This window comes from Streptomyces sp. NPDC006655, from assembly GCF_040703965.1.
GTDB lineage: Bacteria > Actinomycetota > Actinomycetes > Streptomycetales > Streptomycetaceae > Streptomyces.
In genome coordinates, this window is sequence record NZ_JBEYJU010000052.1 from 32,071 (window position 1) to 49,295 (window position 17,225).

Annotated in this window: 15 protein-coding genes and 1 pseudogene; 6 read left to right on the top strand and 10 right to left on the bottom strand. The window is 71.4% G+C overall.

What is annotated here, in order from left to right:
- Positions 1 to 117: 117 nt before the first annotated feature.
- From AB0958_RS27170 to AB0958_RS27180, 3 genes are all read right to left on the bottom strand, one after another.
- Positions 118 to 1,749 (bottom strand): polyamine aminopropyltransferase, encoded by a 1,632-nt coding sequence (locus AB0958_RS27170; protein ID WP_366893086.1) that lies wholly within the window; start codon positions 1,747 to 1,749, stop codon positions 118 to 120.
- Between the two features lie 84 nt (positions 1,750 to 1,833).
- Positions 1,834 to 2,364 (bottom strand): DUF2617 family protein, encoded by a 531-nt coding sequence (locus AB0958_RS27175; RefSeq protein WP_366893087.1) that lies wholly within the window; start codon positions 2,362 to 2,364, stop codon positions 1,834 to 1,836.
- A gap of 352 nt (positions 2,365 to 2,716) precedes the next feature.
- Positions 2,717 to 3,037 carry a hypothetical protein gene (locus tag AB0958_RS27180; RefSeq protein ID WP_366893088.1) on the bottom strand — a complete coding sequence of 107 codons (321 nt, stop codon included), beginning with the start codon at positions 3,035 to 3,037 and terminating at the stop codon, positions 2,717 to 2,719.
- Between the two features lie 137 nt (positions 3,038 to 3,174).
- On the opposite strand from AB0958_RS27180, the gene AB0958_RS27185 reads away from it, so the two are divergent.
- Entirely contained in the window at positions 3,175 to 4,365 is a 1,191-nt protein-coding gene (locus AB0958_RS27185; protein ID WP_366893089.1) for a pyridoxal phosphate-dependent aminotransferase, read from the top strand.
- Positions 4,366 to 4,745: 380 nt separating this feature from the next.
- Here AB0958_RS27185 and AB0958_RS27190 read toward each other — a convergent pair whose 3' ends face one another.
- Positions 4,746 to 5,057 carry a hypothetical protein gene (locus tag AB0958_RS27190; RefSeq protein WP_366893090.1) on the bottom strand — a complete coding sequence of 104 codons (312 nt, stop codon included), beginning with the start codon at positions 5,055 to 5,057 and terminating at the stop codon, positions 4,746 to 4,748.
- Positions 5,058 to 5,282: 225 nt separating this feature from the next.
- On the opposite strand from AB0958_RS27190, the gene AB0958_RS27195 reads away from it, so the two are divergent.
- Both AB0958_RS27195 and AB0958_RS27200 read left to right on the top strand, forming a co-directional pair.
- Positions 5,283 to 5,540: a type II toxin-antitoxin system Phd/YefM family antitoxin gene (locus AB0958_RS27195; protein ID WP_037676836.1), complete on the top strand. Its 258-nt coding sequence runs from the start codon at positions 5,283 to 5,285 to the stop codon at positions 5,538 to 5,540.
- 10 nt (positions 5,541 to 5,550) lie between these two features.
- Positions 5,551 to 5,811 carry a Txe/YoeB family addiction module toxin gene (locus AB0958_RS27200; protein WP_046730454.1) on the top strand — a complete coding sequence of 87 codons (261 nt, stop codon included), beginning with the start codon at positions 5,551 to 5,553 and terminating at the stop codon, positions 5,809 to 5,811.
- A gap of 800 nt (positions 5,812 to 6,611) precedes the next feature.
- Here AB0958_RS27200 and AB0958_RS27205 read toward each other — a convergent pair.
- Together AB0958_RS27205 and AB0958_RS27210 are read right to left on the bottom strand one after the other, a co-directional pair.
- Positions 6,612 to 8,699, bottom strand: a complete 2,088-nt coding sequence (locus tag AB0958_RS27205) for a hypothetical protein (protein ID WP_366893091.1) — start codon at positions 8,697 to 8,699, stop codon at positions 6,612 to 6,614.
- Positions 8,700 to 9,030: 331 nt separating this feature from the next.
- Positions 9,031 to 9,585: a Uma2 family endonuclease gene (locus AB0958_RS27210; protein ID WP_366893092.1), complete on the bottom strand. Its 555-nt coding sequence runs from the start codon at positions 9,583 to 9,585 to the stop codon at positions 9,031 to 9,033.
- Between the two features lie 173 nt (positions 9,586 to 9,758).
- Between AB0958_RS27210 and AB0958_RS27215 the strand changes: the two are divergent.
- Positions 9,759 to 10,191, top strand: a pseudogene (locus AB0958_RS27215) (aminotransferase class I/II-fold pyridoxal phosphate-dependent enzyme); the annotation flags it as partial.
- A 69-nt stretch (positions 10,192 to 10,260) separates the two neighbouring features.
- Here the strand turns inward: AB0958_RS27215 and AB0958_RS27220 are convergent.
- Positions 10,261 to 10,635, bottom strand: coding sequence for a signal peptidase I (locus tag AB0958_RS27220; protein ID WP_366893102.1), 375 nt, complete (start codon positions 10,633 to 10,635; stop codon positions 10,261 to 10,263).
- Between the two features lie 144 nt (positions 10,636 to 10,779).
- On the opposite strand from AB0958_RS27220, the gene AB0958_RS27225 reads away from it, so the two are divergent.
- Positions 10,780 to 11,958: a hypothetical protein gene (locus tag AB0958_RS27225; RefSeq protein WP_366893093.1), complete on the top strand. Its 1,179-nt coding sequence runs from the start codon at positions 10,780 to 10,782 to the stop codon at positions 11,956 to 11,958.
- 9 nt (positions 11,959 to 11,967) lie between these two features.
- Here the strand turns inward: AB0958_RS27225 and AB0958_RS27230 are convergent, their stop codons facing one another.
- From AB0958_RS27230 to AB0958_RS27240, 3 genes are all read right to left on the bottom strand, one after another.
- Positions 11,968 to 12,498: a YbjN domain-containing protein gene (locus tag AB0958_RS27230; protein WP_358979029.1), complete on the bottom strand. Its 531-nt coding sequence runs from the start codon at positions 12,496 to 12,498 to the stop codon at positions 11,968 to 11,970.
- Positions 12,499 to 12,600: 102 nt separating this feature from the next.
- The gene (gene clpB / locus AB0958_RS27235; RefSeq protein WP_366893094.1) at positions 12,601 to 15,234 is read right to left on the bottom strand and encodes an ATP-dependent chaperone ClpB; all 2,634 of its coding nucleotides are present in this window, start codon (positions 15,232 to 15,234) and stop codon (positions 12,601 to 12,603) included.
- A gap of 286 nt (positions 15,235 to 15,520) precedes the next feature.
- Entirely contained in the window at positions 15,521 to 15,817 is a 297-nt protein-coding gene (locus AB0958_RS27240; protein ID WP_046730465.1) for a (2Fe-2S)-binding protein, read from the bottom strand.
- A 399-nt stretch (positions 15,818 to 16,216) separates the two neighbouring features.
- Between AB0958_RS27240 and AB0958_RS27245 the strand changes: the two genes are divergently transcribed.
- Positions 16,217 to 17,182, top strand: a complete 966-nt coding sequence (locus AB0958_RS27245; protein WP_366893095.1) for a helix-turn-helix transcriptional regulator — start codon at positions 16,217 to 16,219, stop codon at positions 17,180 to 17,182.
- Positions 17,183 to 17,225 lie beyond the last annotated feature (43 nt).

Below are 17,225 nucleotides of genomic sequence, written 5' to 3' on the forward strand. Positions count from 1 at the left end.
CGCACGGCACGTCGCCGGGGCAGGCCGACGCCACGTTGACGGAACACTTCCCCGCACCACGCGTCCCAGTCGTCCCAGTGTCCCTCTCCCAGTACCGGGCCCCGCGCCCGACCCCGTTCAATAGCCCGGATCCACCAGTGTGGAGGGTGGCAGGGAGGTCGTCGGGGTGGGGAGGGCGTCCTGGGTCAGGGAGCGTTGGGTCAGGGTTCGCAAGGGGGGCGCGTCGGGGGGGAGTCGCAGGCGGGGTTCGCGGCCGTCGGCGGTCGCCAGGAGGAAACCCCAGTCGTGCGGGGCCCTGGACTCGCCCGCGGAGCGGTCGGGGCCCGGGGTGAAGCCCGCGTCGTGGCCGAGGACGCGGTAGGGGGCCGGGACCAGGCCCGCGGCCCGCAGGGTGGCCGCGACCGTCCAGAAGGTGCGGGGGCGCGCCTGCACCGGACCGGCGTGCACGACCAGGCGCCCGCCGGGGGTGAGGACGCGGCGGGCCAGTCCGTAGAACTCCTCGGAGTACAGCTTGGCGCTGGCGGTGATGCCGGGGTCGGGCAGGTCGGCGATGACGACGTCGTAGCCGTAGCGCGGTGTCTCGCGCAGCCAGCGGAAGGCGTCGGCGGTGGCCACGTGGACGCGGGGGTCGTCGTAGGCGTGGCCGTTGAGTGCGGCGAGGGCCGGGTCGTGGCGGGCCAGGCGGATCAGCCCGGCGTCGAGTTCCACCACGTCGACCCGCCGGACGCCGGGTTCGCGGAGCACCTCCCGGGCGGCCATGCCGTCACCGCCGCCGAGGATCAGCACGCGCGCGTGCGGGCCGTTCATCGCGGGGTGGACGAGCGCCTCGTGGTACCGGCGTTCGTCCCGGCCGCCGACCCGCAGCCGGCCGTCGAGGAAGAGGTCGAGGGGCCGCCCGTGGGTGCCGCCGGCGAGGACGATCTCCTGGACGTCGGTCTGGAGGGCGACCCGGACGTCGTCGCCGTAGACGGCGTGCCGTGCCGCCCGTTCGAAGTCGTCGACGAGGACGGCGGCTGAGGCGAGGACGCCGAGGACGGTGAGGTTGGCGACGACCAGGGTCCAGCGGGCCCGCCGGGACAGGTCGCGGCGGAACAGGCCGAGGACCAGGGAGGCCCCGGCCACCACGTTGACCGTGCCGGTGAGCAGGGTGCCCGTCAGCTGGCCGAGCACCGGCAGCAGCAGGAACGGGAAGGCCAGCCCGCCGACCAGCGCGCCGACGTAGTCCGCCGCGAACAGGTCGGCCACCGCGCCGCCCGCGTCCTGCCGGCGGATCCGCTGGATGAGCTCCATCAGCAGCGGCACCTCGGCGCCGATGAGCAGCCCGATGACGAGGGAGAACGCGACCAGCAGGCAGCGTGGGCCGGCCGTCCACAGGCCGCCCCAGCCGCCGGTCCAGGCGAAGACGGCGTACAACGCCATGGCGCTGCACCCGCCGACCAGCGCCAGCACGGCCTCCACCGCGGCGAACCCGGCCGCCGCGTGCCAGCGCAGCCGCTTCGCGCCGAGCGAGCCGATCCCCATCGCGAAGACCATGACGGACAGCACGACGGACGCCTGGGTGACCGAGTCGCCGATCAGGTACGAGGCGAGGGCGACGAGTTCGAGTTCGTACACCAGCCCGCAGGCCGCGCAGACGAAGACGCACGCCAGCACCAGCAGGCGGCCCGTCCCCGGCCGCACGGGCAGCGGCGCGGGGGTGCCCCAGGGCGGCGGTGCGCCGGGAGGGGCGGGTGCGTGCGGTTCGATCACTCTGCGACGTTACGTCACTCGCTCGGTACGCTTCGTCACCCACACGTGTGGAACTCGCGGGCTTTGACGCCCAGTTGGTTTATGTCATCGACCGATGGACTGCGGCACCGGAGCCCGGACGCCGACCCTGGTCCGGGTCGCCACCAGCTGGCCGTCCTGCGGGTAGGCGTGCCAGGTCCGCCAGTGCACCTGCCCCTCGTACCGCTGCGCCAGCATCGCGGTGAACGCGTGCGGGCTGCCCGGGAAGACCCCGGCGAGGCCGTGCGGGTGCTCGGAGACGAGCGCGAGCAGTTCCTGGGCACGGCCGGCGAAGGAGCCGGGTGACAGCACCTCGACGCGGGCCGCGAACTCGTACTCCCAGTCGCCGATGCGCTTGGCGACTCCGAGCGGCAGGGGGGTGCTGGACCCCGGGATGCACGCCACCGTCTCCGAACAGCCGCCCCGCTCCTCCTCCAGGAGCACCTGGTGGGACGCGCCGAGCAGTCTCAGCTGCAGCTTCGCCCTCGTCAGTTCCAGGTCGAGGGTGGCCAGGGCGGGCAGCGGCTCACGCCCCAGGGCCCAGGCGAGGTCGGCCGCGCGCGTATCGGTGTAGGAGGTGTTCAGGGTCGTGAGCATGGATCGGCTCCGCTAACACGCAAAAGACGGGGAGTGTGGTCCGGCGCACCTCGGTCGACACCGGGAGATCGGCCCGGCCGGCCCAGCCGGGGAAGGGGTGTCGTCAGGACGCCCGAGGCGCTGCTTTGGTGATTTAGAGGGAATCATGAACTGTGCCGCTGCCACAGCGTTTTTACCCAACTTCGTGGGGTTTCCATCCCTCAGAGGGCTCCACAGCTCAACTGTTCAACCAGTCGTGCGCCATGTTCCGCCCGGCGCGCGCCAGGGCGCCCGCGGAGGGCTCCCCCGCCCTCCCGCCGGACGCCCCGGTCCCCCGTTTCCCCCTCCCCCGTCCCCCTCCCGGTTCCCCGGGTCAGTTGCCTCCGCCGCAGCCGCCCCCGCCTCCGCACGAGGAGCCGCCTCCACAGGAGGAGTGACCGCCGCACGAGGAGTGCCCACCCCCGCAGGAATGCCCCCCGTGCCCGCCGCCGTGCCCCCCGTGCCCGCTGTGCCCGCCGTGCGACGACGAGGACGACCCGCTGTCCCCCGCCCACCAGCTGCGCGAGCCGTCGTACGCGGAGGACCCGCCCCCGCCGCGCGCCGCCCCCTTGCCCGCCCCGCCCCTGCGGACCGCCCCCCGGACGATCGCCAGGCAGACGATCGCGGCCACCACCACGATGACTACGGTGCCCATGGCGTCACCTGCTTTCTTCCCCCTGGGGCGACCCCCGTGGGCGCCCCGGCCGCCGCGGAAGCGCGGCGTGAACCTGGGATGCCCGGCCGTCTCACCAGCCAAAGCAGAGTTGAGGAACTCCAGAGCTTGGGCGCAGGATGACCGGCATGACCTCCAGTGAACGCCCGCTCCTGAACCGCCGGCTCGCCGAGTTCGGGACCACGATCTTCGCCGAGATGTCCGCCCTGGCGCTGCGCACCGGGTCCATCAACCTGGGCCAGGGGTTCCCGGACACCGACGGTCCCGAGGAGGTCAGGGAGGCCGCCGTGCGCGCGCTGCGCGAGGGGCGCGGCAACCAGTACCCGCCGGGCCCCGGCGTCCCCGAGCTGCGCGGCGCGATCGCCGCGCACCAGGAGCGCCGGTACGGACTGTCGTACGACCCGGACGCCGAGGTGCTCGTCACGGCGGGGGCGACGGAGGCGATCGCCGCCGCTCTGCTGGCCCTCGTGGAGCCCGGTGACGAGGTCGTCGCCCTGGAGCCGTACTACGACTCCTACGCGGCCTGCATCGCGATGGCCGGCGGCACCCGGGTGCCGGTCACGCTCCGCCCGGACGGCGGCGCGTTCCGCCTCGACCTCGACGAGCTGCGCGCCGCCGTCACCCCGCGCACCCGGGTCCTCCTGGTCAACACCCCGCACAACCCGACCGGCACGGTCCTCACCCGCGCCGAGCTGACCGCGATCGCCGAACTGGCGGTGGAGCGGGACCTGCTGGTGGTGACGGACGAGGTGTACGAGCACCTGGTCTACGACGAGGCGGAACACATCCCCCTCGCCACCCTCCCCGGCATGCGCGGGCGCACGGTCACCATCGGGTCGGCCGGCAAGACCTTCTCCTTCACCGGCTGGAAGGTCGGCTGGGTGACCTCGACGCCGGAACTGGTGGCCGCGGTCCGCTCGGCCAAGCAGTTCCTGACGTACGTCGCCTCCGGGCCCTTCCAGTACGCCGTGGCCGAGGCCCTGCGCCTGCCCGACTCGTACTTCGCGGACTTCCGCGCGGACATGCTGGCCAAGCGGGATCTGCTCGCGGGCGGCCTGGAGCGGGCGGGCTTCAAGGTCTTCCGCCCGGCCGGCACGTACTTCATCACCACCGACATCCGCCCCCTCGGTGAAAGCGACGGCTTCGCCTTCTGCCGTGCGCTGCCCGAGCGCTGCGGGGTGGTCGCGATCCCCAACGCGGTCTTCTACGACCACCGCGAGCAGGGTGCGCCCTTCGTACGGTTCGCCTTCTGCAAGCGCACGGGGGTGCTGGAGGAGGCCGCCATCCGGCTCAAGACGCTGGCCGGGTAACGGCCGACAGCCGCACCGGCAAGGGTCCCGGCCTGAATCACGGCGCAGCGCGTAGATGTCGCAGGTCGTAGAGCGGCGCGGGGAACGGACGAGCGCGACTGCTGACGCGGAGCTGCACGACCGGGTGGAGCGACTGCCCGGTCCACCGACCTCGCCGGCCTCCCTCGGCGGGGCCTGCCGCGCGGCACGCGAGCGGGTGCGTGAACACGGTGCGGGCCGGGGCACGGCAAACGGCCCGCTCGGCTCCCTCGTCCTGACGGCGGGGCAGTACCTGACGTACTCGGCGTCGGCCTCCGCCGCAAGCGTGACCTGCTCGGCAACGGCCTGCGGGCAGCCGGGTTCGAGGTCGACCAGCCCCGTGGCGCGTTTTTCGTCAGCACTCAGAAGATCCCCTTGTACCCCCGCCACCCGGTGGCGGCGGTGAACGTCACAGCGCGGCCGTCCCCGGTGGCGTACGGCCCCGAACCGCGGCCGTCCCACTTCCGCCAGGTCCGGGTGCCGGGTGTCCCGTCCGCGGCGACCGACCGGGTGCAGTACGACGAGATCCTGATCGTCTTCGCGACGGCCACCGCGTCGGCGACCCCAGGCCCCTTCTCGGCGCACCTGCCGTTGTCGGTGACGTCGATGCCGTCGCCGCGCGCCGGACAAAAAGCTCCCTGCCGCAGCGGGCGCCCCCTGCGTCCGGATCGCATTCTGCGCACGCACCGAGGTGCTGCTGGATGCGGCGGAAAGGGTTCGCAAAGCCCTCGCGCACCGACCGCTGCCGCAGGTCGGTCCTCGCATTCTCCGTCGCCCGCCCCGCCCCACCCGCCCGGAACGTCCGCATTGGAGGCCGCATGCTCCCGACCGTCGTACCTGCGCTTGTCGCACCACAGAGCGAGACGTACAATTTCTTGTACGTCGAAGGAGGGTTGATCGTGAAGACCATGACATATTCCGAGTCCCGCGCGCGGTACGCCGAGGTGCTCAACTCCGTCACCGACGACCGCGAGGAGGTCGTCATCACCCGGGCCGGACATGAGCCGGTCGTCATCGTCTCCCTTGAGGACTACGAGTCCCTGAAGGAGACCGCGTACCTGCTGCGAAGCCCAGCCAACGCCCGACGCCTGCTCGCCTCCATCGACGAGCTGGAGAACGGCGGCGGCACCGTACGCGAGCTGGCGACCGACGAATGAGGGCCCCGAGTTGAAGATCACCTTCTCCTCCCGCGCCTGGGAGGACTACCTGTGGTGGCAGCTACAGGACCGGAAGATCCTGAAGCGCATCAACACGCTCATCGCGGACATCGCCCGGAACGGCAACGAGGGGATCGGTAAACCGGAACCGCTCAAGCACGGATTCCAGGGCTACTGGTCGCGCCGTATCAACGACGAGCACAGACTGATCTACAAGGCCACCGAGGACGCCGTCCTGATCGCACAGTGCCGCTACCACTACGAGAGCTGACCGGTGAACCGCGGCGATCCACCGGTCCCCCGGCCGCGCTGTCGCTCATCGCGGAACCGGTGGTACCGGCTCCAGGAGCGCTCGTCACCGGCGAGGACGTCCTTGAAGCGCCGGAAGGCTCCCCGCCCACCGATGCGATCCGCAGCCGGTCGGCAAGGGCGGCGTCCTCGACCTCTTCGATGAACAGCTCCATGTCCCGGTAACCGGCCCGGGAACCCAGAGCCGGCTCGTACAGCCATCGCTCGGGATCGTCGTCCTCCTCGGCCTCGGGCCCAGGCCCCAGCTCATCGGTGAAAGCAGGCCGGCACTCCCCGGTGGACAGATCGATCCGGCCACCGGACTCGGCCTGGTCGCCCTCCAGCAGCATGGCGAGCATCTCCAGATCGACCGCGAGCGGGCGCAGGAAGGGGATCGCCGCGTCTCCCGTGGCCGCCCGCAACCGGTCCCCAGTTCCTCATCGCCCCGGAAGCCGCGCTCCTGGAGCGCGCCGAGAAACAAGGCCGCCATCTCCGCAGCCCCCGGCAGGCCCTGCGCCGCTGCCCCGGCCACACCATCGCCGGCCAGCTGCAGCACCTCACGCACGGGTCCACGACGCAACGCCGCAGGCAACGCCACTCCGTCCTGCGCGTGCAGCGCGCCACGCAGGGCCCGCAGCCCGTCCTCGCCCCATCCCTCAACCACGACCCCGACGGTAACGCGCCACCGAGGACGTACGACGCCGGGACCCATCGGTTTCCCTCCGCCCGGCTCCGTGCCAGTGCCGGCACACCCGGCGCCCGGGGGCAGGCGGTGTTGCCCGGTCAGCGGCGCCGCCTGCGGCCGCTCTTGCCTGAGGAGCGCCGTGCCTTCCGGGCGCGGCCGACGCGGGCGCCGTGGGTACCCAGTGCCCGGGCCGCCAGCTGCCTGAGCTCGTCGAGTCCGACCCGGTCCGGGTGCGCGGAGTGCAACGCGGCGGCAACCGCGTCCCTGGCCTGGGAGCCCTGGGCGCGCAGCGTCTCCTCGGCGCCCTCTCCGCCGCCCGCCAACTCCACGAACTGAAGCAGGCTCTCGGCGAGCACCAGCAGAGACTCTCCATCGGTCATGTCCTCTGGGGACAGCAACTCACGGTGCGCCAGCGCGTTCAGCGCCAGCGGCGCCAACTGTGGGTCTCGCCGCAGCGTGCGCAGCAGCAGCTCGCCCTCACCGTCCGGCAACGCCGCCAGCAGCACGTCGAGCATCGCCTGCGCGCGCGTGCGGAAGGTCATGGTCCTTACGGCGTCGGTCAGTTGCCGCAGGGCACCTTCCCGCTCGCCGCGGGACGTGATCCAGCCGGCCAGCTCCGTGCGGGCGGCGTCCGGGTCGTACTCCTCGGCCAGCACCCCCAGCAGGCCGGCCGCCGGCGCCTGGGCCAGTTCACCGACCAACGGTGCGTCCCTGCCGGCCGCCAGCAGCCGCTGTCGTACGGCCCGGGTACCGAGCTCGGTGAGACGGATGAGCTCGACCGGCCCGGCGGTCAGCTCCTCCCGCCGGGCATCGGCACGCTCCCGCGCCGCCGGGTCCGTTGCCGCCCCCGCGACGCCCAGCAGCTCCGCGAGCTCCGGCGGCATGTCCGCGAGCAGTTCGGGACCGGCATCGGAGGGATCGATGTCGAGGAACACCGGATCGGCCATCCCACGGTCACGCTCGATCGCGCCCAGGTCGTCCAGCAGGTCGAGCACCACGTGCAGGTCCCGGTCGGCGTGCTCGAACCACATCCGGTGCTGAAGGTCCGACCCGGCGTCGAGCTGGAAGGAGCTCCGATAGGCCAGGTGTACGGTGTCGCGCAGCCGCGGCCAGGGCATCGGGTACGGCAGGCTGTAGAGCGTGTTCAGCACGTCATCCAGGACTCCCTCGTAGACGTCGAAGAGCATCGACTCGATGTGCCGGCCGCTGCGTGCCCCGATCAGGGCCTGCCGCAGCTCGAAGCTCGCGTCGAAGGCGCGCAGCCACAGCTGGAGCGGGTCGGCCAGCACCGGCCGGGCCTTGGCCACCGCGTACAACCGCCCCTTGGCCACCCGGACCAGCCGTGCCTTCTTCGCCCACTCCACCAGCAGTCCCAGCCGCGGCAGGTCGGCAGAGGAGCGCACCGCCTCGGCCTTGTCGCCGGTGCCGAGTACGTCCACCAGTTCGCGGGCCTCCGCCAGCCGCAGCCGTCCCGTCGCCGTCACCGGGCAGCCGCCCTGCCCCACCCATTCGGCGAGTCCGCGCAACTGCGAGACGGCCGTCGACGCCTCGGCCCGTCGGCGCAGTTCGTCGTCCGGGGGAAGCATCACGGGCAGCTGCGGCTCGGCCCGGGCCACGCCGGACAGCACGCGGCCGGTCAGCCGCCGTTCCATGATCGCGGCGAGAGCCTGCTGATCGTAGGCGACCTCCCCGCGTTGCGCCCGGTCCGCGAAGCGCTGAAACGCCGCCTCGTCCTGGACGTCCACGCCCTGCTCCGCGGCCGTCATCGCCCAGAACTTCGCCAATCCCCAGCGAGTGCGGTCCGTCATCGCCGCCAGATGCTGCTCCGCGACCCTGTCGACCGCGGCAAGGGAATCCTGGAGTGAGGGGCCGCGCGGGTCCGCCAACTGCGCGGCGTGCAGATAGCGCAGTAGTGTGCGCAGTGTGCCCGGCGCGTCGGTGCGTTCCTCCCCGGGAAGCTCGGTGACCTGCTGGGGAAGCCAGGAGAGCAGTAGCTCCTCCACATGGCGCGACTCCCACAGCCCCAGTCGGCCGTCGGCAGTCGCCAGGTGCCGGTAGTCCAGCGCCGCCTCGGCCATGTACCCGTCCACCGGCAGCCCCTGCTCCCCGGCCCACCGAACCAGGCGGTCGACCAGCAGCCCACGCGCCGCCTCGAACTCCTCCTCGGCCTCGGGTTCGAACCGCATCCGCATGAAATCTCGTCCACCTGTCTTCAGCAGCCGTTGCCGTGCCACGCTATCGCCGAACCGGGGCCGGCAACTCGGCCGAGGACGAGCGGGCCCGCTACCCCAGGGCAGTACGTGGTGGTTGGCGCCCCCAGCAAACGCGGCTCCGAACATCCTTGCGGCGAATCGGACTTCGTCGCACGGACTCACGGCACAGAACGGCACGCCCCCTGGCCGAGCCCGATCGACGAGAGACCAGGCCATCCCAGCCGGCTGCTGCCCCGACCAGGAACAACCACGTCCGGCGACGGCGGTGCCGACGGCACGGGCCTGGCCGGCGGGGAGTCCCTCGTCAGCGGGTGTCCCCCTCGGGCTCCGGGCGCGGGAGTTCGTCGAGGTCGAGGGTGAAGGTGCGGCCGTCGGCCAGGGGGATGGGGAGCTTGCCCGTGCCGTACGCGTGGGTGTGTGCCGCGATGTAACCGGTGGCGGTCGGCTGGGTGTGAAGGACGACTTCCTGGGCGTAGGGGTCCACGACCAGGTAGATCGGGATTCCGTAGCGGCCGTACTTCGCGGTGCAGTCGTCGTAGTCCTTGCGTGCGGAAGATGTCGAGACGACCTCGGAGATCAGCAGGACGTCCTCGAAGCTGTAGCGCTTGCCTTCCTTGCGTGCGTCCTCGCGCAGGATCGCCAGATCGGGGGCGGAGTTCTCGTCGGCGGGGAAGTCGATGTAGACGTCGGAGGTGACCTTCGCGTGACGGCCGAGGGCGAGAGCGGAGTCGATCTGCATCGACCTGATGGTGCTGGAGTGCTCTTCGCTCTGCGGGGTTATGATCACCTTTCCGTCGGCCCCGAACAGGACCGTGTACCCCTTGGGGAACTCGGTGTGCACGATCGCGTCGACGCTCATGGACGGCTCCTTCCCGTGTGTGGTCAGGATACGACGGACAGTGCCGCGTTACCGAGCCCGTCGGTACGGTCGGGGGACCGGTCCGGGCAGGTTGCGCGGCCCGCTCACCGCCGGTGCCGGGGATCCGCAACGGGGCCTGTCGCACGACATAGGAATAGGTAGGCCGACGAGGTGTCGGCTGGGTGACGGCGGCCGCGGGCTGGTCTCGGCGGTCCGCTCCGCGAAGCAGTTCCTGACGTACGTCTCCTCCGGCCCCTTCCAGTACGCCGTCGCCGAGGCGCCGGCCCTCGCCGACAGCTACTTCACCGCCTTCCGCGAGGACATGCTGGCCAAGCGGGACCTGCTGGCGGCGGGTCTGACGGACGCCGGCTTCAAGGTCTTCCAGCCCGCCGGCACCTACTTCGTCACCACCGACATCCGCCCCTGGGAGAAACCGACGGCTTCGCCTTCTGCCGCGCCCTGCCGGAACACGCCGGGGTCGTCGCCATCCCCAACGCGGTCTTCTACGACCACCGCAAGGCGGGCGCCCCGTTCGTACGATTCGCGTTCTGCAAGCGCACGGAGGTACTCAAGGAGGCGGCGGAACGGCTGCGGCACCTGTCGTAGCCGGCGCCCGGCGTGCCGGCCATACCTTCGTCACCAGGCCTCTGCCTCGGGCTCCGGGCGTGCACGCTGCTACGCCGTACCCTCCGGCACCGCGTAGCCGGGTACCGACGGCCAGCGCACCGTCAGGAGCACCGAGTCCTCCTCCGCGTGCCAGGAGTGGTCCACCCCGCGCCCCCACACGACGTAGTCGCCCTGCTCCGCCAGCACCACGCTGCGGCCGGGGAGCTCGACGCGGAAGCGGCCGCTGACGAGTATCAGGAGGGCGGTGCGCTGCTCGCCCTCCACCCACCGCGCCCGCTCCTCGCCGCGGGGGTGCACCCCCCATTTGATCTCCACGGCCTCGCTGTGGCGCGGATCGCCGGGGTCCTTGAAGTGCCCGAGGAGCCACCCTCGGTCCAGTACCGCGTCCTTGCCCGCGTTGCCCACGTACACGCTGTCGTTCACGCCGTCGTTCACGCTGTCGTCCACACCCACGTCCCCACCCTCGTCCACGCAACCGGACGCTAGCAGCCGTCCGGAAGGGGCGCCGCTACCCCATCGGGCGCACATTTCTCGCACATCACCGCGATCCCCCGGCAGGGTGCGAATGTGAGCCACGTCAGCACCGCCCTCGCCCCGCCCGTCGCCCAGCGGCCCGGTACCCGGCTGTCCCTCGTCACGGCGGGCGGGGTCGCCGTGGGACTGTTCGCGGCGGTCCGGCTCACCGGTATGGCCGTGCTCGCGCTGGTGGCGTGGGCGGGCGGCGGGCATCCGCTGACCCTCCTCGGCCGGTCCTGGGACTCGGCCTGGTACCTGGGCATCGCCGCCCACGGCTACGGCCGCACCCTGCACTTCGGGTCCGGTGTCGTCCACAGCGACCTGGCGTTCTTCCCGCTCTACCCGGCGCTGATCCGCACCCTCACGGCGGTGACCCCGCTCAGCGGGGCGGGGGCCGCGCTGCTGGTCTCCTGGACCGCGGCGGCCGTCGCCGCGGCCGGCGTCTACGCGGTGGGCACCCGGCTGCACGGCCGCGCGGTCGGCACCGCCCTGGTCGTGCTGTGGGCCCTGCTCCCGCACTCCGTGGTGCTGTCGATGGCGTACACGGAGCCGGTGCTGACCGCGTTCGCCGCCTGGTCCCTGTACGCGGTGCTGGGCGGCAACTGGCTGTGGGCGGGCGCGCTGGCCGCCCTCGCCGGCCTGTCCCGGCCCAACGGCTTCGCGGTCGCCGCGGCCGTGCTCGTCGCCGCCGGCTGCGAGTTCCACCGCCGCCGCGGCCGGGTCACCCACAGGCTGTGGACGGGCGCGGCGCTCGCCCCGGTCGGGTGGGCGGCCTACGTCCTGTGGGTGGGCGGCCGCACCGGCGACCCGCTCGGCGGCTACTTCGAGGTGCAGCGCCGGTGGGGCTCGCGCTTCGACCTGGGCCGGGGCTCCCTGCGCTTCGCCCGCGCGCTGCTCCTGCACGGCGACCGCTTCGTCTTCTCGATGGCCCTGCTGATCGTGGCGGCCGGGGTGCTCCTGTACGCCCTGCTGGCCCTGGACCGCCCGCCGCTCCCGCTGCTCGCCTACACCGCCGTGCTCCTCCTGATCACGCTCGGCGGCTCGGGCTTCTTCGAGTCGAAGCCGCGCTTCCTGCTCCCGGCCTTCCCGCTGCTGCTGCCGCCGGCACGGGCGCTGGTCCGCACGGCGAGAGCCCGGCCCTGGCACGCGACGGTGGTGGTCACGGCCCTGGCCGGGCTCTCGTTCGGCTACGGCGCGTACCTCGTCGTGTACGCGCACACACCGCTGTAGGTCCGCTGGTTACTCGTCGCCGTCTTCCGGCTTCTCGGCCCCGTCGACGTCCTCCTCCAGGCCGAGCTGCTCGACGAGCCACTTGTCGAACTCGATGGCGGCCCGCACCCAGCTGACCGTGGACGAGACGAAGTGGTTGATGTCGACGCCGGTGCCGATCAGCATCTGCGCCTCACCGATGAGACGGACGGTGCCGTCGTCGTGGGTGTGGGTGTAGACCTTGGGCCACAGGGTCCGCCGGTTCCAGTCGTCGATGGACTCCAGGAGCTGCGGCTTCTCGTCGATCTTGTGCGGCCGGTCGTAGAACGTCCGCACCGAGAAGACCGCCTGCTCGTCCTCACCGCGGAACATGAAGTACGTACGGAACTGCTCCCACGGCGCCGCGAGGTCGCCCTCGTCGTCGACGACGTACTTGAGCTCCATCTGGTCGAGGAGCTGCTTCACAAGATCCTGATCCGGGACGACGGGGCCCGCCGGTCCTTGGGGCTGCGGCTCGGGCTGGCCCCCGAAGTTCGGAATCGAGGACGGGTCGATGCTCACCGTGTTTTTCCCTTCATGCGGATCCCGCCATCCTCCCCCATCCGGGGAGGGGGGTGGCAACCCCCGCCCCGGCGGGTTCACCTCCCGTTGGCGGAATTCAGCTCAGAGCGTCTTTCCGGTGTCCCGGCCGGGCGTCCCGGCCGTGCCTTCGGCGGTCGCCGGACCCACCAGGAGGCCCTCTCCGAAGGCGTCCACGCGGATCGTGTCGCCGTCCTTGACCTCGCCGGAGAGGATCTCCTTGGCCAGGCGGTCGCCGATGGCGGTCTGGACCAGGCGGCGCAGCGGGCGGGCGCCGTACGCCGGGTCGTTGCCCTCGTCGGCGAGCCAGGCCAGGGCCTCGGGCGTGACCTCCAGGGCGAGGCGGCGGTCGGCGAGGCGGCGTGCCAGGCGGTCGATCTGGAGCTGGGCGATCCGGGCCAGCTCGTCCTTCTCCAGGGCCGAGAAGACCACCAGGTCGTCCAGGCGGTTCAGGAACTCCGGCTTGAAGGACCTGCGGACCGTCTCCAGGACCTGCTCCTTCTTCTCCTCCGGGCTGAGCGCCGGGTCGACCAGGTACTGGCTGCCCAGGTTCGAGGTGAGGACCAGGATGGTGTTGCGGAAGTCGACGGTGCGGCCCTGGCCGTCGGTGAGGCGGCCGTCGTCGAGGACCTGGAGGAGGATGTCGAAGACCTCGGGGTGGGCCTTCTCCACCTCGTCCAGGAGGACCACGGTGTACGGGCGGCGGCGGACCGCCTCGGTGAGCTGGCCGCCCTCCTCGTAGCCGACGTATCCGGGCGGGGCGCCGACCAGCCGGGCCACGCTGTGCTTCTCGCCGTACTCCGACATGTCGATGCGGACCATCGCCCGCTCGTCGTCGAAGAGGAAGTCGGCGAGCGCCTTGGCGAGTTCGGTCTTGCCGACGCCGGTCGGGCCGAGGAAGAGGAAGGAGCCGGTGGGGCGGTCGGGGTCGGCGATGCCGGCGCGGGAGCGGCGGACGGCGTCGGAGACCGCGCGTACGGCCTCGGTCTGGCCGATCAGGCGGCGGCCCAGCTCGTCCTCCATGCGGAGCAGCTTCTGGGTCTCGCCCTCCAGCAGGCGGCCGGCCGGGATGCCGGTCCAGGCGGCGACCACGTCGGCGATGTCGTCGGAGCCGACCTCGTCCTTGACCATGGTGTCCTTGGCCGTCTCCTCCTCGGCCTCGGAGGCGGCCTCCAGCTCCTTCTCCAGCTGCGGGATCTCGCCGTACAGCAGCTTGGAGGCGGTGTCGAAGTCGCCGTCGCGCTGGGCGCGTTCCGCGGTGCCGCGCAGCGCGTCGAGCTTCTCCTTCAGCTCGCCGACCCGGTTCAGGGACTGCTTCTCGCGCTCCCAGCGGGCGTTGAGGCCGCGCAGGTCCTCCTCCTTGTCGGCGAGGTCGCGGCGCAGCTTCTCCAGGCGTTCCACGGAGGCCGGGTCGGTCTCCTTCTCCAGGGCGAGCTCCTCCATCTTCAACCGGTCGACGGAGCGCTGGAGTTCGTCGATCTCGACGGGGGACGAGTCGATCTCCATGCGGAGCCGGGAGGCGGCCTCGTCCACGAGGTCGATCGCCTTGTCGGGGAGGAAGCGGGAGGTGATGTAGCGGTCGGACAGGGTCGCGGCGGCGACCAGCGCCGAGTCCGCGATCTGCACCTTGTGGTGGGCCTCGTAACGGCCCTTCAGGCCACGGAGGATGGCGATGGTGTCCTCGACGGTCGGCTCGGCGACCAGCACCTGCTGGAAGCGGCGCTCCAACGCCGGGTCCTTCTCGATGCGTTCGCGGTACTCGTCGAGGGTGGTGGCGCCGACCATGCGCAGTTCGCCACGGGCCAGCATCGGCTTGAGCATGTTGCCGGCGTCCATGGCGGAGTCGCCGCCCGCACCGGCGCCGACGACGGTGTGCAGCTCGTCGATGAAGGTGATGATCTGGCCGTCGGAGTCCTTGATCTCGGCGAGGACGGTCTTCAGCCGCTCCTCGAACTCGCCGCGGTACTTGGCCCCGGCGACCATGGCTCCGAGGTCCAGCGCCACCAGCCGCTTGTCCTTGAGGGACTCCGGCACGTCCCCCTTCACGATCCGCTGCGCGAGCCCCTCGACCACGGCGGTCTTGCCGACGCCGGGTTCGCCGATGAGCACGGGGTTGTTCTTGGTGCGGCGGGACAGCACCTGGACGACGCGGCGGATCTCGGTGTCCCGGCCGATGACCGGGTCGAGCTTGCCGTCCCGGGCGGCGGCCGTGAAGTCCGTGCCGAACTTCTCCAGCGCCTTGTACTGGCCCTCGGGGTCGGCGGTGGTCACCCGGCGTCCGCCGCGCGCCTTCTGGAAGGCGTCGGCCAGCTTCTTCGCGGTGGCGCCCTGCCGGTCGAGCACCTCGCCGGCCGCGCCGCCCTTCGCGGCGATGCCGATGAGCAGGTGCTCGGTGGAGAGGTAGTCGTCGCCGAGGTCCTTGGCGCGTTCGCCGGCGTCGGCGATGACCGCGAGCAGTTCGCGGTTGGGCTGCGGGGGCGCGACCGTGGAGCCGGTCACGCTTGGCAGCGCGGCGATGGCCCGCTCGGCGCCCGCACGGACAGCGGCCTGGTCGGCGTCGACCGCGGCGAGCAGGTCGGTGATGTTCTCGTTGTCCTGCCCCTGGAGCAGAGCCAGCAGCAGGTGGGCAGGGGTGAGGTCCGGGTGCCCCTCGGTCACGGCCCGGCTGCTGGCCGCGTTGATCGCGTCCCGGCTCCTGTTGGTCAGCTCGGCGTCCACGTTCGCGTTCTCCTCCTACGTCCCCATGCTGATCCCGGTACTGACTCAGCCAACGTACACAAACTTGAGTCTATTCCACTCAAGGTGCGAGCGGGAGGTCTTCCGGTGACGGTGCGGGGAGAGACGGGGTCACCGGCGGGTTTCAGCCACCGTGACGGGCGACAGGAAACGGCGGACACCAGGAAATGTCCCCACAAAACTGCAGCGGCGTCACCGTGTTCAGGTCACGGTGACGCCGCTGCGGGGGGAAGTACCTGAGCGATCTTTTTACGACGGGGGAATCGCGTCAGGCACTGCGGGGGGTGGCCGAGATGGTCCTCACGTCCGGCACCTCCGGCTCAGCCAGCCGGTGGTCCCGTTGGTCCAGGTTCACGAAAATCATTCCGTACCGGACGGCACAGCGCACGGGCTGTGGCGCACCCCGCGGCTTGCGCAGGCACCGGTACGCCCGCACGTCCTCGTCCTCGTCCCGCGTGACGACGACCGGCTCACCGAAGACGGTCACCATCAGTGAGTCACCGCTGTGGGGGATGGCGGTGACCAGGTCGATGAAGTGCCAGCCGGATCGGTACGCGGTCGCCATCTCACGGCGGAAGGATCGGTCGTCGGGTGGGGTGGTCACGTCAGCTCCCGGCTCCATCGGTCACGGAATCAGTAGCGCCGACAGTCTCGGAGTTCACGGCAACCGCCGGCCAGCTGCTGTTCGCACGTACCTCACTCTTGCCGGCGGCCGAAAAACCACTGAGCGCCCCGAAGGCTGCGACGGCGGACAAGGCGGCGACAAGTACCGAGCGAAGCAGTCTGTTACGCATCTTCGGCTTCGTCCTCACTTGAAGGTCCCCTTTTCCCCCGTCAGGTACGACGATGGCTCATTCGGGCACGTCATGGCCACACAATCGGTGCATCATGTTCCTGCATGTTCAGGACCCTGGGGGGTGGAGTTTTGGTAACAAACAACTCAAAAGGGACACATCCCCATGCCATGAACGAGCTGTGTACGGAGGGTAGTCGCCTGTATGCGGCCGCGCTGCGCGCCGGAGGCATCGCGCGCGCGGACGCGGAACCCGCGCCCTGCCTGGTGGACTCCGCCCTGCTGCACCCCGACCCCGACGACCCGAACCTGCTGCGGCCGGTGCCGCCGGCGATCGCCCTGGCCCAGCGCCTCAACCCCCTGGAACGGGAGATCACCGAACGCCGTCGGCTGGCCAACGACATCGCCGGCGTCTTCGAACCCTTCCTGTCCATCGGCGGCCAGCCGGCCACGGGCGGAGGCTCCATCACGGTGCTGGAGGGCGGCGAGCGCATCAACGCCGCGCTCAACCTGGCAACGGCCCAGTGCCACACGGAGATGCTGACCGTCCAGCCCAGCGACCGGATCTCCGAGGCCAGCATGCTGCGCGGGCTGGAACGCGACCGACCCCTCATCGACCGGGGCGTGCGGATCCGGACGCTGTACCAGCACACCGCCCGCTACAGCCAGGAGAAGCTGGCCTACGGGGCCCAGCTCGCCGACGGCAAGGTGGAGTACCGCTCCATAGACGAGCTGGTGGAGCGGCTGATCATCTGTGACGAGACGGTCGCCTTCATCCCCACGCGTGAGGACCAGCAGGTCGCTCTGGAACTGCGCCACCCCGGTCTGGTCCGCTACCTCATCAAGGTGTTCGAGTTCATGTGGACCCGGGCCGTGCCGCTGAGCGCCGGCGCCCCCTACGAGACGGCTCCCGACGGCATCACCGACATCCAGCACTCGATCGCGAAGCTGCTCGTCGAGGGCCACGTCGACGAGGCCATCGCCCGTCGGCTCGGCATGAACGTCCGCACCTGCCGGGCCCACATCGCCAAGCTGGCCCAGGTGCTCGGCAGCGGCAGCCGCGCCCAACTCGGTTATCTGATCGCCCAGTCGGGGATCCTGGAGAGCAAGCTCCCCGAGGAGGGCGGCGGGCGATGACGGCCGCCCGTCATACCGCGCACGCGCATGCGGACGGTACCCG

Coding starts and splice junctions, on each gene's coding strand:
- AB0958_RS27175 (WP_366893087.1), bottom strand. CDS start 2,364: ATGCTCACGACCCTGAACACCTCCTACACCGATACGCGCGCGGCCGAC.
- AB0958_RS27180 (WP_366893088.1), bottom strand. CDS start 3,037: ATGGGCACCGTAGTCATCGTGGTGGTGGCCGCGATCGTCTGCCTGGCG.
- AB0958_RS27185 (WP_366893089.1), top strand. CDS start 3,175: ATGACCGGCATGACCTCCAGTGAACGCCCGCTCCTGAACCGCCGGCTC.
- AB0958_RS27190 (WP_366893090.1), bottom strand. CDS start 5,057: ATGCGATCCGGACGCAGGGGGCGCCCGCTGCGGCAGGGAGCTTTTTGT.
- AB0958_RS27205 (WP_366893091.1), bottom strand. CDS start 8,699: ATGCGGTTCGAACCCGAGGCCGAGGAGGAGTTCGAGGCGGCGCGTGGG.
- AB0958_RS27210 (WP_366893092.1), bottom strand. CDS start 9,585: ATGAGCGTCGACGCGATCGTGCACACCGAGTTCCCCAAGGGGTACACG.
- AB0958_RS27240 (WP_046730465.1), bottom strand. CDS start 15,817: ATGGCGACCGCGTACCGATCCGGCTGGCACTTCATCGACCTGGTCACC.
- AB0958_RS27245 (WP_366893095.1), top strand. CDS start 16,217: ATGAACGAGCTGTGTACGGAGGGTAGTCGCCTGTATGCGGCCGCGCTG.